The sequence below is a fragment of the Brevibacillus sp. NRRL NRS-603 genome (assembly GCF_003013445.1).
Lineage (GTDB): Bacteria > Bacillota > Bacilli > Brevibacillales > Brevibacillaceae > Brevibacillus > Brevibacillus formosus.
Genome location: NZ_PXZN01000016.1, coordinates 1 through 13,288, shown reverse-complemented (window position 1 = coordinate 13,288; position 13,288 = coordinate 1). Strand labels below are relative to the sequence as shown.

At 46.6% G+C, this 13,288-nt stretch carries 15 protein-coding genes and 15 tRNA genes; 2 read left to right on the top strand and 28 right to left on the bottom strand.

Annotated features, from left to right (window positions below; all coding sequences use genetic code 11):
* Nucleotides 1-72 precede the first annotated feature (72 nt).
* The gene (locus C7R94_RS15460; RefSeq protein ID WP_106782530.1) at nt 73-759 is read left to right on the top strand and encodes a hypothetical protein; all 687 of its coding nucleotides are present in this window, start codon (nt 73-75) and stop codon (nt 757-759) included.
* Nucleotides 760-827: 68 nt separating this feature from the next.
* Here C7R94_RS15460 and ytfJ read toward each other — a convergent pair whose 3' ends face one another.
* From ytfJ to C7R94_RS15395, 13 genes are all read right to left on the bottom strand, one after another.
* The gene (ytfJ, locus tag C7R94_RS15455; protein ID WP_106782527.1) at nt 828-1,310 is read right to left on the bottom strand and encodes a GerW family sporulation protein; all 483 of its coding nucleotides are present in this window, start codon (nt 1,308-1,310) and stop codon (nt 828-830) included.
* 108 nt (nt 1,311-1,418) lie between these two features.
* Entirely contained in the window at nt 1,419-2,078 is a 660-nt protein-coding gene (locus C7R94_RS15450; RefSeq protein WP_106782525.1) for a DUF2953 domain-containing protein, read from the bottom strand.
* Between the two features lie 67 nt (nt 2,079-2,145).
* Nucleotides 2,146-3,114, bottom strand: a complete 969-nt coding sequence (locus tag C7R94_RS15445) for an S-layer homology domain-containing protein (protein WP_106782522.1) — start codon at nt 3,112-3,114, stop codon at nt 2,146-2,148.
* Nucleotides 3,115-3,268: 154 nt separating this feature from the next.
* On the bottom strand, nt 3,269-3,916 hold the full coding sequence (gene sleB, locus C7R94_RS15440) for a spore cortex-lytic enzyme (protein ID WP_047068573.1): 648 nt from the start codon (nt 3,914-3,916) through the stop codon (nt 3,269-3,271).
* 94 nt (nt 3,917-4,010) lie between these two features.
* Nucleotides 4,011-4,361 carry a stage V sporulation protein AE gene (gene spoVAE / locus C7R94_RS15435; protein ID WP_047068574.1) on the bottom strand — a complete coding sequence of 117 codons (351 nt, stop codon included), beginning with the start codon at nt 4,359-4,361 and terminating at the stop codon, nt 4,011-4,013.
* A 16-nt stretch (nt 4,362-4,377) separates the two neighbouring features.
* On the bottom strand, nt 4,378-5,382 hold the full coding sequence (gene spoVAD, locus C7R94_RS15430) for a stage V sporulation protein AD (protein WP_106782520.1): 1,005 nt from the start codon (nt 5,380-5,382) through the stop codon (nt 4,378-4,380).
* 3 nt (nt 5,383-5,385) lie between these two features.
* On the bottom strand, nt 5,386-5,859 hold the full coding sequence (gene spoVAC / locus C7R94_RS15425) for a stage V sporulation protein AC (protein WP_106782518.1): 474 nt from the start codon (nt 5,857-5,859) through the stop codon (nt 5,386-5,388).
* A gap of 15 nt (nt 5,860-5,874) precedes the next feature.
* Nucleotides 5,875-6,735: a DUF421 domain-containing protein gene (locus C7R94_RS15420; RefSeq protein WP_106782515.1), complete on the bottom strand. Its 861-nt coding sequence runs from the start codon at nt 6,733-6,735 to the stop codon at nt 5,875-5,877.
* Between the two features lie 82 nt (nt 6,736-6,817).
* The gene (locus C7R94_RS15415) at nt 6,818-7,024 is read right to left on the bottom strand and encodes a DUF1657 domain-containing protein (RefSeq protein ID WP_007717150.1); all 207 of its coding nucleotides are present in this window, start codon (nt 7,022-7,024) and stop codon (nt 6,818-6,820) included.
* A 151-nt stretch (nt 7,025-7,175) separates the two neighbouring features.
* The gene (locus tag C7R94_RS15410) at nt 7,176-7,382 is read right to left on the bottom strand and encodes an alpha/beta-type small acid-soluble spore protein (RefSeq protein WP_047068578.1); all 207 of its coding nucleotides are present in this window, start codon (nt 7,380-7,382) and stop codon (nt 7,176-7,178) included.
* A 79-nt stretch (nt 7,383-7,461) separates the two neighbouring features.
* Complete coding sequence (locus tag C7R94_RS15405) at nt 7,462-8,592, bottom strand: MGDG synthase family glycosyltransferase (RefSeq protein ID WP_106782513.1); 1,131 nt, start codon at nt 8,590-8,592, stop codon at nt 7,462-7,464.
* Entirely contained in the window at nt 8,592-9,176 is a 585-nt protein-coding gene (locus C7R94_RS15400) for a YkoP family protein (protein ID WP_106782510.1), read from the bottom strand. Before C7R94_RS15400 ends, C7R94_RS15405 begins: the two co-directional genes overlap by 1 nt.
* Before the next feature lie 75 nt (nt 9,177-9,251).
* Entirely contained in the window at nt 9,252-9,902 is a 651-nt protein-coding gene (locus C7R94_RS15395) for a TerC family protein (protein WP_106782508.1), read from the bottom strand.
* A gap of 213 nt (nt 9,903-10,115) precedes the next feature.
* Between C7R94_RS15395 and C7R94_RS15390 the strand changes: the two genes are divergently transcribed.
* Entirely contained in the window at nt 10,116-11,282 is a 1,167-nt protein-coding gene (locus tag C7R94_RS15390; RefSeq protein ID WP_047068582.1) for a sensor histidine kinase, read from the top strand.
* 292 nt (nt 11,283-11,574) lie between these two features.
* Here C7R94_RS15390 and C7R94_RS15385 read toward each other — a convergent pair.
* The 15 genes from C7R94_RS15385 to C7R94_RS15315 form a co-directional block, all read right to left on the bottom strand.
* Nucleotides 11,575-11,648 (bottom strand) — tRNA-Gly (locus C7R94_RS15385).
* A gap of 14 nt (nt 11,649-11,662) precedes the next feature.
* Nucleotides 11,663-11,750, bottom strand: a tRNA-Leu gene (locus C7R94_RS15380).
* 25 nt (nt 11,751-11,775) lie between these two features.
* Nucleotides 11,776-11,852: transfer RNA gene (locus tag C7R94_RS15375), tRNA-Pro, on the bottom strand.
* Nucleotides 11,853-11,887: 35 nt separating this feature from the next.
* Nucleotides 11,888-11,961: transfer RNA gene (locus C7R94_RS15370), tRNA-Arg, on the bottom strand.
* Nucleotides 11,962-11,967: 6 nt separating this feature from the next.
* Nucleotides 11,968-12,043: transfer RNA gene (locus tag C7R94_RS15365), tRNA-Gly, on the bottom strand.
* Nucleotides 12,044-12,062: 19 nt separating this feature from the next.
* Nucleotides 12,063-12,149 (bottom strand) — tRNA-Leu (locus C7R94_RS15360).
* Between the two features lie 65 nt (nt 12,150-12,214).
* A tRNA-Lys gene (locus tag C7R94_RS15355) sits at nt 12,215-12,290 on the bottom strand.
* A gap of 8 nt (nt 12,291-12,298) precedes the next feature.
* Nucleotides 12,299-12,383, bottom strand: a tRNA-Tyr gene (locus tag C7R94_RS15350).
* 7 nt (nt 12,384-12,390) lie between these two features.
* Nucleotides 12,391-12,466 (bottom strand) — tRNA-Thr (locus C7R94_RS15345).
* Nucleotides 12,467-12,566: 100 nt separating this feature from the next.
* A tRNA-Asp gene (locus C7R94_RS15340) sits at nt 12,567-12,643 on the bottom strand.
* Nucleotides 12,644-12,719: 76 nt separating this feature from the next.
* A tRNA-Met gene (locus C7R94_RS15335) sits at nt 12,720-12,796 on the bottom strand.
* Between the two features lie 78 nt (nt 12,797-12,874).
* Nucleotides 12,875-12,950 (bottom strand) — tRNA-Val (locus C7R94_RS15330).
* A gap of 33 nt (nt 12,951-12,983) precedes the next feature.
* A tRNA-Glu gene (locus tag C7R94_RS15325) sits at nt 12,984-13,057 on the bottom strand.
* A gap of 19 nt (nt 13,058-13,076) precedes the next feature.
* Nucleotides 13,077-13,152, bottom strand: a tRNA-Thr gene (locus tag C7R94_RS15320).
* Between the two features lie 6 nt (nt 13,153-13,158).
* Nucleotides 13,159-13,234: transfer RNA gene (locus C7R94_RS15315), tRNA-Asn, on the bottom strand.
* Between the last annotated feature and the right edge of the window lie 54 nt (nt 13,235-13,288).

The window sequence follows — 13,288 nt, the reverse complement described above, 5'->3', positions numbered from 1 at the left end:
CATCGTCTATAATAGGAGATAGTAAATTGTTCCTGGGGATTCATTCCATTTGCTTGTGAGGAGGTGACCGACATGAAAACGAATCGAGTCAGCCACGTTCCATTTACGCAGCGGGTAGGCCGCTATCATTCCCATATGCTTCAGGCAAAATTAAGCACACCAGTCAATCCGATCTTTCGTTATAATTTGCAGCCGTTCTACACTCGTCAGCAGCAATGGACAACGGAGCTTTCCGATTCCTTATCGCGTCTCTACCGCTTTTCCTCAGATTTGGAGAAGAGTGCTCGGGAATTTATTGATGCAGGGAAAGATGACGAGACTGGACCTGACATGGAACGATTATATGAACGCACATACTCGTTAGTAAGTAAATACAATCGCCTACAGGTATTTCTTGCAAAAAAAGCAGATACCTTGACGACGCAAAAGCTGGATGCATTCGCTCAGGTAGCTAAAGACGCAGAGGAAAAACTCCAAACGTTTGGACTCAAGCTGTTACCAGATGGACAACTGGAAATGGACGATGAGAAATGGTTGGAGGCCGTGCAGACCAACTATGTGGACTTTACAAATGCAATGGAGAGTGTAGCCCAAGCATTCAGAGCTGGCACATTGGGATTGCAAAGCAAGCCCCTTGGCTCCTTTTCTCGTTACTATGAGGAAGCGATGGCTCTCCATCCTTATATCGCCTCCTCCAGCTCGAGTCTTCATTATCAGCATGTTGCGAAAACAGGTTTGTATGTAAACGAACTCTGGTAATGCGATATACCTTCTACAAAAAAACAGGTATGCCTCCATACAAGGGGCATACCTGTTTTGTGCTTTCCTTATTTTTGATCCATAAGGTCTTCCAAATCTTGTTCTTCTGCTCTGGCAATAATCGTATTGGTATAAACAGGAGGTTCATCCGATTTGGTAAACATCCCCTGAACTTTATCCACGATTTGCGGAACAGAATCCAAAATCCGGTCATAGAGATGGGTCGTATTTTCAAGCGGAATCGAACGAATTCCTTGTTTGCCAACGACCAAAAAAGCTACAGGTGTGATGGAGACACCGCCACCACTACCCCCGCCAAACGGGTAACCAGTATGTTCATGCTGCTGATGGTGTTGGTGCCCATTATGATGGTGATCGTATTGGAACTCACTACCCCCGGCCGCGAAACCAAATCCTACCTTGGAGATTGGAAGAATGACACTACCGTCAGGTGTCTCAACAGGATCACCAATGATTGTATTCACGTCCACCATTTGTTTGAGATTTTCCATCGCTGTTCTCATGAGGCCTTGAATCGGGTGGTCTGCCATATTTGTCGCTCCTCCTTCCTGTCTGTGTCATGTTTTATCATTCCCCCAACAAATCCGGAGCATGTACCTTGCATAAGGGAATAAATATTCATGCTGTCACTTAAGTATTTAGGCACGCGTAGGTGCTGCTTGCCATTTTCGCTGCTTGCTTTTTCGAACCCGCAGAAATACTTTTAGCCCAGAGAAAAGAAAATGACCCAAATAAAAATGCAGCACAAAATGTACTTTGGTATGTAAAAGTGGCTGATTCCAAACAGGCTGTACACTCATCGCTGGCATAGCACGCAATGAAATGGCGTTTGATATTACGCCGACAATCATGCTTTTTACTCCCCAAATTAAGCCTGTCAAAGCACCTGTTTCTGCTGCCTGCCCTGTGCCAAGCAATGTATGCCATTCGAAATGCGTACAGCGAATTCGTCTAAACAGCTCCTTTAACAACGGCATCAAATCGCGCACTTTTTCCAGTAACTCACGATAATTTTGATACCATTTCTTTACTTGCCTCCGCGTAAAATCTTTGACCCTCTCCCGAACCTTTCTTCCTTGCTGTATCGTTTCCTCTTTCGCTACCAGCTCGGGTCCTGCTTCTGACAATTTCAAGAGGAGAACGGGAATATCGTATTTCCTTCGAATAACGCCCCAAGCTGTAATCGTTATCTCCAAATGATCATTATTGCCCTCGCGACTGTAAAAGCACGTCACCTGTATTGGTGTTATGATTACCAAAATAAATAGAACAAGCAATCCAACGAACACCCAAACCATAAAAAAAATCCCACCCCTTCCACGTTAGTATGAGTGGAAAGAGCAGGAAATATGTTCATCATTTTTATTAATCAAGTACGTATACTTTGACGTCTTTTTGCAAACCGTGATTTTCAGCTTCATTCACGGTCGGAAGATACAAATCCACATGGCGTTGCTTTACCGCACCACCGATATCAGCTGCCACTGCGTAGCCGTAGCCATCGATGTACAAGTGTGTACCAAGCGGAATGACATTTGGATCAACCGCTACAACCCCTTCGCGCAGTGGATACTCCAGATACGACAGAATCTTGTCGTTCGTGTAGCTGTAAGCAGTCGTCTGTACCGTTATTTCCTGGCGAAAAGGTGTACCGTTTGCGAGGGCTTTTGATGTTCTAGGCTTGCTCTGAAGCAAGTGAAGGGCCGCGTATGTAGCTGCTTCGGCTCTCGTCATATACTTGTTCGGCTTTAATGTACCATCCTCATAGGCACCCATTAACCCGTGTTGCACAGCGTAAACGAGTGGGCGTTGCTCTTTCTCTTTCACGCTGTTCCCATCCGAGTATTGGTTTAATGTCTGGATCGTCGTAGACCACTTCAAATTATTGACTGCTCCGCTGTCCCCCATCGTTCTTACCAGAATAGAGGCGAGCTCTGCTCTTTTTACTGGGGCATTCGGATGTAAGTACAGGTGATTCCCCTGCTTTTGCCCATGGACAATTCCCAGTCGATAGGCTGTCTCGGCATAGGACGACAGCCAGCTGTTTGCCGGTACGTCCGCAAAGGATGATTGCTTGTTGCGAAGGGGTTCAATTCCTTTGGCATTCACAAACATCGTGACCAGTTCACCCAATGTCACGTTGTCATCAGGTCGAAAATATTTGTTTTGACCAATTACGTCGGCTATGTATAGTTGATTGATTTCTTGTTCTGCCCAATGGCCGCTAATATCTACATAAGGTGTTTCGTTCATATGAGTTGTTTCTGCCTCGACAACTGGTGTACCTATGAGTAAAAAGGCTGCCAGCGAGGCAAGGATCATCCGTTTCTTCATCATCAACCTCCATGGGGAAATATGCGCGAATCCTTTCGTATCATTTTATCGAACTATTTTGCAAAAACAATGAACAATAGTTTCCAGTCAAAAGGAAAGCCCTCGAACAGCATCATAACGAAGGCTGTTTTAAGGGCTGCATGTACTACAATGATTACTTGGCAAAAATGTGTTTGCCGATCTTTTTCACTTGTGGTCGAGACCAAATCCACTTGGAGGTTGCCGTAACAGGGTTAAAGTAGTATAGAGAATTGTTTGTCGGGTCCCATCCTCGTACGGCATCCCAAGCTGCCTGATAAGCAGTCTTGTTAGGAGTCATCCAGAATTGTCCATCATCTACAGCGGTAAACGCTAATGGCTCAAAGATGACACCCGCAAGTGTATTGGGAAATTTTTTGGACTGGATACGGTTCAACGCGACCGCAGCCACAGCTACTTGGCCCTCATAAGGCTCTCCGCGCGCTTCAGAATAGACTAGCTGCGCCAGCATCTGCATTTCCGCTTTATTTACCGACACTTTCTTTAGAACGCGCCATGTATTTGGACCAGTGATACCGTCAATGCGAAGTCCGTATGCTTTTTGAAACTGTCTGACGGCCTTTGTTGTATTTGCTCCGTAAATGCCATCCATGTTGCCGTTGTAGTAACCCAGCATCTGCAAACGATACTGCAAATCCCATACATCCCCGTTCACACTACCACGCTGAATCTGTGTAGCTGCCAGGGAGTCGGCTGGGAAAATAAACGCTACAGCCATAAAGGCAGCAAGCAAGGTTGTTACTGCTTTCTTGCTCCACCACATATATTGTACCCTCCTTTACCCAACCCATTCTACAAGTTGGCGAAAGTAGGTTCAATTCAAGTATTTTGGCACAAGTGGCAACATGTACCTGCCATTATCCTTTTGGCCGGAACAAGACTGCCGTGATAAATCCGAAGACGATGGCAGCCGAAATCCCTGCACTTGTCACTTCAAAAATGCCGGTTATTATGCCAATGACTCCATGCTGCTCGGCCTCCGCCATTGCCCCGTGCACCAGTGCATTTCCAAAGCTCGTTATCGGTACTGTCGCTCCTGCTCCGGCAAAATTAACCAGTGGCTCGTATAGACCGAGTCCATCTAGCACTGCTCCAGTGACAACAAGAGAGGACATCGTATGGGCAGGTGTGAGCTTGACTACATCCATGAGAAATTGACCAATTAAACAAATCGTTCCTCCTACGAGAAACGCCCACAAAAACATCATTTTATCACTCTCCAAATTACTCCGACTCAACAGCCACGGCATGGGCGATGCAAGGAATGCTTTCTCCCTGCTGGAAGGTCAACGGAGATAAAAGGGCTCCCGTGGCAACCAGCAAGATTCGCTTCCATTCTCCTTGCTTCATCCGCCGAAGCAGATGCCCGTATGTCACTGTAGCGATACAGCCACATCCGCTACCACCCGACCACACATTCGGATTTTCTCCATAAATGAGCTTCCCGCAATCGATGTAACGCTCCAATGGGATGTGCATGTGATGCTTGGGCAGCAGATCAGATAAAATGGCATGGCCCGTTCGTCCTAAATCGCCTGTCACGATCAAATCGTAATGGTCGTGAGGGAGCTGAAAGTCACGGAAATGCGACTCAATCGTGGATAATGCGGCTGGCGCCATCGCTGCTCCCATATTGAATGGGTCTGTCAATCCCATATCGACGACATGCCCGATGGTGGCACCCGTAATCCGCAATCCGTTACCCTGACTAGCTACAACAGCAGCCCCTGCTCCTGTTACGGTCCATTGTGCCGTTGGGGGCTTCTGTGAGCCGTACTCGGTTGGATACCGATATTGCTTTTCCGCAGCCCCATTGTGACTGGAGGTACCAGCCAAAACGTATTCAGCAGCTTGACTATTCACCATGAGAGCAGCCAAGGCCAGGCCTTCCATCGCTGTTGAGCACGCTCCAAAAATCCCTAGAAATGGAATCGAAAGCGTCCGGGCCGAAAAGCTGGCAGATATGATCTGATTCATTAAATCCCCGGCAAGCATAAAGTTGATTTGCTCTTTCGTGAGCCCCGCTTTCTCCACCGCTTTCGAGCACGCTTCTTCCAGCAGGACTTTCTCCGCCTTTTCCCAACTGTCTTGTCCGAGATTCAAGTCTCCGTGCAAGATATCAAAGTCTTCGGCTAACGGTCCCTTAGCCTCAAAAGGCCCACCAATGGCAGCATGCCCGAGAATGACAGGTTTTAAAGGAAAGACCCAAGACTGATGACCTTGGCGCATCCGTCAGCCTCCCATCGTAAACAATGTTTTGATCAAGCCAACGACGAATGCCGCCGCTACTCCAAACACAATCACTGACCCCGCGAGCTTGAACATGTTACCGCCGACCCCCAACACAAATCCTTCGCTGCGATGCTCGATGGCCGCAGATGCAATCGAGTTGGCAAAACCCGTAACCGGTACACTCGTACCTGCTCCAGCCCACTGGGCAATCCGGTCATATAGTCCTAGACCGGTCAAGAGAGCAGAAAGAATGATCAAGACAGCTGCTGTAGGATTCCCAGCGGTTTTCTCCGTAAAATCGAAGTAGTTAATGAACATTTCTTGTATCCCTTGTCCGATCATACAAATGCCGCCACCCACTAAAAATGCCCGGGTAAAATTACGCAAAAGCGGTCGCGGAGGCTCGTGCGTCTTTGCCAATTGCTGATACTCTTGCTGGACGGGAGTCAGCTTTTTCTTTTTTTGATTTGCCATGTCACCCACTCCTTTTTACCGCATCATGAACGGTTTCACTTGATCAATAATCTGTTGTAGCTGTTCCGAATCGGTTTGGTAGGTATGTTTCATTTGTTCATTTTTTGTACTAAGTGCGTACAGCTCCAGATCCGCCTGACATTTTTTCAATGTAGCAAAAGCCAGCTTCATGGCTTGGGCCCCAGGAACCATCAGTTTATCGTCATAGAGGTCGAGATAGAGCTCTCCACCTTTGTCTACTTGCCCGAGGAAAACATTTTCCAGAGCCACTCCCGCTTTTTGCAGCTCCGTGCGAACCCATCTGCGATTCAGACCTGCTGTTGCCAGGGGCTCGTCCATGATCACCCCATCCATAATGACCACTTGATTTTCTTCCGAAGGAGCCACTGTCAATTCAAGGTGTTTGGGTGTTACCGGCTGACTCTCTGATTTTAATAGGACACTGATTTCCCCGCTTGTTTCCATTAACGCAAACTCTACATCGGCTACTCGGAACACATTTTTGACTCGTAATTGTTCCATTAAGTCTTCCGCGGTCAATCGTTCCTTTTTCAGATTGTCTTCCAAAATTTTGCCTTCCTTGATGAGAACCGTTGATTTGCTTTCAAAAAAGTCACGGAGAAACTTGCTTTTGAGTGAAAGCCACTCCATTACTACAGGGAAGAGCGCAAAAACACCCATGGCGATCAAACTATGATAGATCGGTCCATCCATTTCGGTTGCCATGAAGGCCGCAATCGAGCCGATGCTGATGCCGACGATATATTCGATGTATGTAAGTTGCTTGATTTGCCTTTTCCCAATGATCTTCGTCAGTAAAAATAAGTACGCAACTGCACCAACAGCACGCAACGTGATATTTAACCAATCAGGCATAAGCCACCTCCATCACCTGAGGTGATTTTTATAGATAGTAAAACCAAGAGAAAGGGAGTCCCTCTCCCTTTCCCAACACTTCCTAGAATCCCTTAAACTGTGGTTCTTCCTTTTCCAGCTCCGTTACACGCTGCTGGAGGTTATCTACAATGGATTGCGTTTGCTCTGCTGCTTGCGAATACAATTGCTTTGCTTTCTTGTTTTGCGTGCTAAGAGCAAACGTTTCAAAATCTGCTTGTGCGCCTTTCAAGCTGGCAAGCGTTTGTTTTACTTGTGCTCCTACTGTCATATCCACTCACCTCCTAACACATATAGAATCCGCCTCCACCCATTATTTAATGCGGTAATCTACCCCATTTTCATCTGCCAATAATTTCCCTTTCCTGGAAAAGTAAAAAGAGAGACACCATAGGTGCCTCCCCTTCATCCAGCTTATTAGATTAGCCACGTCCAGCCAATTGTTGCTCAGCAAAGGAGACAAGACGTTTTGTAATCTCTCCTCCAACTGAACCGTTTTGACGGGAAGTGGTGTCTGCTCCGAGCTGAACGCCGAATTCGGATGCGATTTCGTATTTCAGTTGATCCAGAGCTTGGTTTGCTTGAGGAACCAGCAAGTTGTTACGAGATCCGCTGTTGTTGTTAGCCATCTATATCACCTCCTCGTCGTTGGTAAGTTTAATATGTGTGAAGTTTTGCTTGTTCATGCGTCCTTTTTTCCTTCCAATTTTAGTCTGTTAATTGGAGAAGAGTCTGAGCAATTCGATGAGCTGCTTCCGGTCGCCCCAGCTTGTCCAAACCTCCTGCAAAAGCATCCCTTTTCTCAGGCTGACGCCATGACCTGATGATCTCTTTGATTTCTACCGGCGTTTCAGCCAAAATCGCCGCTTGTTGCTCGAGTAAAAAGGAACAATTATGCTTTTCTTGTCCGGGCAATGGGTGGAATAAAATGAGCGGTGTCTTAAGGGCAAGTGACTCCGCGCACGAAATACCACCTGGCTTTGTTATATAGGCGTCTGCTGCTCCAATCCACTGCCACATTTGCGGTTCAAACCCTTTCAATATAAAACGATGACAGGTGGCCTCCGTACCTAGCAAGTCCGCCAGTCGTCTGTACAGGCTTGCATTCTTCCCTGTTACGACTACGATCTGCAATGGTTGCTCTTCCAACAGCAACTCTCGTACGACCTGCTCCACTCCACCATAACCGCCTTCTCCCCCACCAATCAGCACGGTGAATTGATCTGGCACGAGTCCAAGCTGTTTTTTCAAAGCCGCTTTGTCGGTATGCAGCGCTGTAGTAAAAGCAGGACGAACTGGAATGCCATAAACATGGATTTTTTCCGGTGCAATCCCATAGCGCTTGATTAGAGTTTGCGCAATTTGCTCATGTGCTACCATGTACGCATCAATTGCTGGATGAACCCAAAACCGATTAATATGGAAGTCTGTGGGCACACAAACGAGCTGGAAAGGCTTGGATACCTTTCTTTTCGCTTCTGCCAATGCGGACAAGCAGTATGCATGCGTAGCGATGACGACATCTGGTTTCTCTTCTTGCAACAGTTGGTTGGTTAATCTTGGGGATAGCCACCATCCCAGTGCTTTGGTCAATACTCTGCCCAGCAATTCTTCCTGTTCATAGATGCGTTGCCATACTGGTTGACCGTAGCGCAGCATATTGCGATAAAAAAAATGAGAGAGCACACGTAAGCTTGGACTGGCGGTTTTCAGCCCTCCCACCACTCGCGCCGATCGTGCCCCCTCCTTTTCCATTAAAGCTTCTTGCAAAGCTTCGGCAGCCATCCGATGGCCACTCCCTGCCCATTCCTCTGTTACTAACAGAAACCGCTTTGCCATTAGTAGGACTCTCCTAGAGGCTGCTTGCCCTCAGCATATCGATTGAGTAATAATTCCTTGGACATATAGACGCGCTTTAAGGGCATTTCATGATTCCATGATTGCAATCGTTGCTTTCCATTGGGATGCACGAATCTGAGCATGAGACGCAAGTACCATCGCTTGTATCGAAAAAACCAGGACATGGGTACATCAGAAATCGAGAAGCCCAAAGGTTTTACCCCTTTATGTAGCATAGTAGTTCCCACTATCCCTTTTATTTGATCTTTATTTTCCATGGAATTCAGGAACGTGGCTAGCTGCGGCAGTGACTCGAGGATATGTCTACGCAAGAGAAGTGCCACGCGCAGTTCATCCTTTACTTCTTTGCACAGGGTAGCAAAGTAATAATTGTGTATATGTAGCTTTAAGATCAAATCCCCTTCATGAATAATACAATTATCAGTAGTAACGAGTGGCTCTCCCCGATAGCGTAAAACAACAACCCGAAATATATTTTTTCCTTTTTCAATATAGGTAAGTCTGGTGCAGCGTTGGTAGATTTCATCCCAGTATCCCCATAGCATCAAGAGGCTTGTATTCATTTCGAAAAAGTTCCTTTCCCGCTATGTTTTCATTGAGCATAGTATGCCCAAGAATGTACAATCCTCATCACCTTTTCACGTCCTTTTCATCCGCCCCCAAAACATGACTACTACAGCAGCAAATACAGGCAACCACATATGGTTGAGAAGCAAAGGATTCACCCACTTCCAGACATACGGATCCTGAAGACACATATCAACTGCTGTAAAAGTAAGAATTCCGCCACCAATGATCACCATACTGGGAAAACGATTCATCATGTGGGCAATCCACACACTTCCCCACATTAATAATGGAATGCTCATCGCTAACCCCAGCAAAACTAACCATAAATCGCCATGTGCTGCTCCACCAACTGCCAAAACATTGTCCAAACTCATGACAAAATCTGCTACTATGATAGTCCTGACTGCCTGACCAATTGTCTGATTATGCGATACGTCTGCGAGCTCTTCATTCTCGCCCAGCATCAGCTTACACGCGATCCATAGCAATAATAATCCCCCGATCGCCTTCACGAGAGGAATATCCAACATCCAGGTAGTCATTCCCGTTAAAACAATTCGCAAGACGATTGCACCCAACGTCCCATATAAAATCGCCCGTTTTCTCTCCTGTTGAGGGAGTCCGCGGCAGGCCATACCTATGACCACAGCATTGTCACTGCTTAATACCAGATCGATCATGAAGATGTGTACAAGACCTAGCCAAAAATACTCGCCCATCCCTGCCTCCCTGGTCCAATAAAGTTCGTCCATTCTACTTTATGCGACTGGAATCGGACTCATGATTGAATATTCTTCCGAAAAAAGGCGGTTTTCAGCGGATTTTGTAGATAAAAACTTCCGAAAAAAATACATTTTATTGCGAAATCAGGCTAATTATACCTTGTCTAAATTAGGCATTTTCCCTTACGATTTTAATGGGGTGGATAAGAGATGGTGGAGACCGTGACGCTAAACCTTTATGACGTTTCTAGAAAGATTTTAGACTTAACACCAAGTATCACCACAATATGGCTGCAAGAAATTGTTCGCAGCATGGAAATTCCCGTAACCATTCCTCGCGATTTTGCGGAAAAACGAACAGTGCTCTTGGCTCGCTATCTAGTTGAGGATGTAGATCATGACATGCAGACTTGGGCATTAGATATGGGAGAATGGCTTCGTTCGCAGGAATTCCCTTTCTCCTCCATTTTGCGCACATATCAATTGTACCGGAATGTATTCTGGCGGGTTCTCCAACCAGAATTACAGAGATGGTCCCTCTCCTCGCAAGAAATGCACTATTTGGAAAGCCAACTGGGCAAGGCCATGGATGAAAGTGTCTTCTGGGCTGTTTATCACTTTGAACAAATGATGAATAAAGAGCTGGTCCAAAAGGAAGAAACGATCTCCTATTTGCATAACGACAAACTGACCATGCTCGGAAAAATTGCCGCCAATATGGCTCATGAGCTACGCAATCCTTTGTGCGCCATTGAAGGTTTCCTGAAGCTGATCGGCGAGTCTACGCAGGAACAGGCCCAGCTTCAGACGTATATCCAAGTCGTCATGCATGAGTTTGAGAATTTACATCGGCAACTGACCGGATTCCTCAGCTTTTCAAAAAAACCAATTCTCGATGAAATTTTTAAAACCGTTCAAGTAGAAGAACTGCTTGAAGAAGTAGAGATGCTGATTACGCCTCGCCTAGTGGGAGAAAACATACGTTTTGAAAAACAAATCCACCCCTGCTCACTCGCATGTTATGAAGAAGGCTTGAAGCAAGTTGTCGTCAATCTATTAAACAATGCCATCGACGCCGTGCAAAATCGTACAGACAAGTATATTCATGTCATTTCCACTTCTTCAGATGGATGGCTCTATTTGAGTGTGGAAAACAACGGCGAAAGGATTTCACCCGAGATCGTGGAAAATCTTTTTCAACCATTCTTTACGACTAAACAAAATGGGACGGGTATTGGCTTGTCCATCTGCAAAAATATTATCGAAAAGCATCAAGGCACGATCCATTGTGATTCCAATGAAAAACGCACACGCTTTATCGTTTCTCTGCCGATTGCAAATGCCCAGGAAGTCGGACCGAGAATGGAGGCTCTCTAGGTCTCTCTTTTTTGAATCACGTAAAAAAGCCCCCTGACAATGCAGGAGGCAAGGCAAGAGATCCGTTACCAATTTCATCGGTAAGCGATCTTAGTTTTACTGTACACGAAAACATATGTTGCTACCATAGAAAACGTCAGACAGCTTTCGACAAACTTTTATACCTGTATTGAACAAAGGCTTATCTATTCAACTGTTGGATAAGCCTTCATACTTTTGCCTCAAGTAAAAATAGGCCAGCTTTCCTAGACACAAAAAAAACAGAGAACCTATTGGCTCTCTGCTTTATGTATGGAGCGGGTGATGGGAATCGAACCCACGCGACCAGCTTGGAAGGCTGGAGTTCTACCATTGAACTACACCCGCATCAAAATAGATGCTGGTGCCGAGGACCGGACTTGAACCGGTACGGGAGAAACTCCCGACAGATTTTAAGTCTGTTGCGTCTGCCCATTCCGCCACCCCGGCAAACCTGTAAAACGTGGGCAAATCATGGTCGGGAAGACAGGATTCGAACCTGCGACCCCTTGGTCCCAAGCCAAGTACTCTACCAAGCTGAGCTACTTCCCGATTAATTATCATCTTCATTTTTTAAGATGAAGATGCGTGCCCTGAGAGATTCGAACTCCCGACCTTTTGATTCGTAGTCAAACGCTCTATCCAGCTGAGCTAAGGGCACATGTTATGGAGCGGACGAAGGGTCTCGAACCCTCGACCTTCGCCTTGGCAAGGCGACGCTCTACCAATTGAGCTACGTCCGCATTGTAAGAAGAAGTTGATTGGTGCGGTCGAGAGGACTTGAACCTCCACGGTGTTGCCACCACTAGAACCTGAATCTAGCGCGTCTGCCAATTCCGCCACGACCGCATTTTCCCATCCAAGTAGCCAGAGCTGTTAACAAGCTGACTTTCACTTTTTGGGGTTATATAAACTGGTGAGCCATGAAGGACTCGAACCTTCGACCCTCTGATTAAAAGTCAGATGCTCTACCAACTGAGCTAATGGCTCATGAAAAATGGTGGGGAGAGACGGATTCGAACCGCCGAACCCGGAGGGAGCAGATTTACAGTCTGCCGTGTTTAGCCACTTCACTATCTCCCCAATTTCATGGTGCCGGCAATAGGACTTGAACCCACAACCCCCTGATTACAAGTCAGGTGCTCTACCAATTGAGCTATACCGGCATATCTTTAATTATGGCATATCTTTAATGAAAAATCAACGTTTTTTTATTCCGTTAAACCTTTTTCATTTTTATGAACTATGCCATCTCGTTAAGAAAGATGGCGGAGCTGACGGGACTCGAACCCGCGACCTCCGGTGTGACAGACCGGCGTGAACTCCAACTTCACCACAGCTCCATATTTGGTTGCACCCACTGGGTACTCGATCCTACTTGATCAAGAAGATTACTCGATGTAGAGCAAGTAGAAAATTTGGTTGCGGGAGCAGGATTTGAACCTGCGACCTTCGGGTTATGAGCCCGACGAGCTACCGAGCTGCTCCATCCCGCGATAGTCAGGACGACTGAGTGTCAGTGTTGCCACAGGACGTGGCGCTTTTAGCTGACCTTCCTTGCCCTTTGATATTAGTGGTGGAGGCTGACGGGATCGAACCGCCGACCCTCTGCTTGTAAGGCAGATGCTCTCCCAGCTGAGCTAAGCCTCCAAATCACCTACTAGATGTAGGGATTTTTCTAGGTGACCCGTAGGGGATTCGAACCCCTGTATGACAGCGTGAAAGGCTGCTGTGTTAAACCGCTTCACCAACGGGCCATTTTCAATAGGTTACTTCTGGTGCTCCCGACAGGAATCGAACCTGCGACCTCTTCCTTACCATGGAAACGCTCTACCGACTGAGCTACAGGAGCATATTATGGCTCCTCGGGACGGACTCGAACCGCCGACCGATCGGTTAACAGCCGATTGCTCTACCAACTGAGCTACCGAGGAACGTTGAAGGATTTATTCCTTCAAAACTGAATACGCATGATTGCTAAGAGTGTG

Bases quoted from the DNA above. Each gene is read 5' to 3' on its own strand.
- C7R94_RS15460 (WP_106782530.1), top strand. From the start codon at position 73: ATGAAAACGAATCGAGTCAGCCACGTTCCATTTACGCAGCGGGTAGGC.
- C7R94_RS15390 (WP_047068582.1), top strand. From the start codon at position 10,116: ATGGTGGAGACCGTGACGCTAAACCTTTATGACGTTTCTAGAAAGATT.
- C7R94_RS15415 (WP_007717150.1), bottom strand. From the start codon at position 7,024: ATGACAGTAGGAGCACAAGTAAAACAAACGCTTGCCAGCTTGAAAGGC.
- C7R94_RS15405 (WP_106782513.1), bottom strand. From the start codon at position 8,592: ATGGCAAAGCGGTTTCTGTTAGTAACAGAGGAATGGGCAGGGAGTGGC.
- sleB (WP_047068573.1), bottom strand. From the start codon at position 3,916: ATGTGGTGGAGCAAGAAAGCAGTAACAACCTTGCTTGCTGCCTTTATG.
- spoVAC (WP_106782518.1), bottom strand. From the start codon at position 5,859: ATGGCAAATCAAAAAAAGAAAAAGCTGACTCCCGTCCAGCAAGAGTAT.
- spoVAE (WP_047068574.1), bottom strand. From the start codon at position 4,361: ATGATGTTTTTGTGGGCGTTTCTCGTAGGAGGAACGATTTGTTTAATT.
- C7R94_RS15410 (WP_047068578.1), bottom strand. From the start codon at position 7,382: ATGGCTAACAACAACAGCGGATCTCGTAACAACTTGCTGGTTCCTCAA.
- spoVAD (WP_106782520.1), bottom strand. From the start codon at position 5,382: ATGCGCCAAGGTCATCAGTCTTGGGTCTTTCCTTTAAAACCTGTCATT.
- C7R94_RS15445 (WP_106782522.1), bottom strand. From the start codon at position 3,114: ATGAAGAAACGGATGATCCTTGCCTCGCTGGCAGCCTTTTTACTCATA.
- C7R94_RS15420 (WP_106782515.1), bottom strand. From the start codon at position 6,735: ATGCCTGATTGGTTAAATATCACGTTGCGTGCTGTTGGTGCAGTTGCG.
- ytfJ (WP_106782527.1), bottom strand. From the start codon at position 1,310: ATGGCAGACCACCCGATTCAAGGCCTCATGAGAACAGCGATGGAAAAT.
- C7R94_RS15400 (WP_106782510.1), bottom strand. From the start codon at position 9,176: ATGAATACAAGCCTCTTGATGCTATGGGGATACTGGGATGAAATCTAC.
- C7R94_RS15395 (WP_106782508.1), bottom strand. From the start codon at position 9,902: ATGGGCGAGTATTTTTGGCTAGGTCTTGTACACATCTTCATGATCGAT.
- C7R94_RS15450 (WP_106782525.1), bottom strand. From the start codon at position 2,078: ATGGTTTGGGTGTTCGTTGGATTGCTTGTTCTATTTATTTTGGTAATC.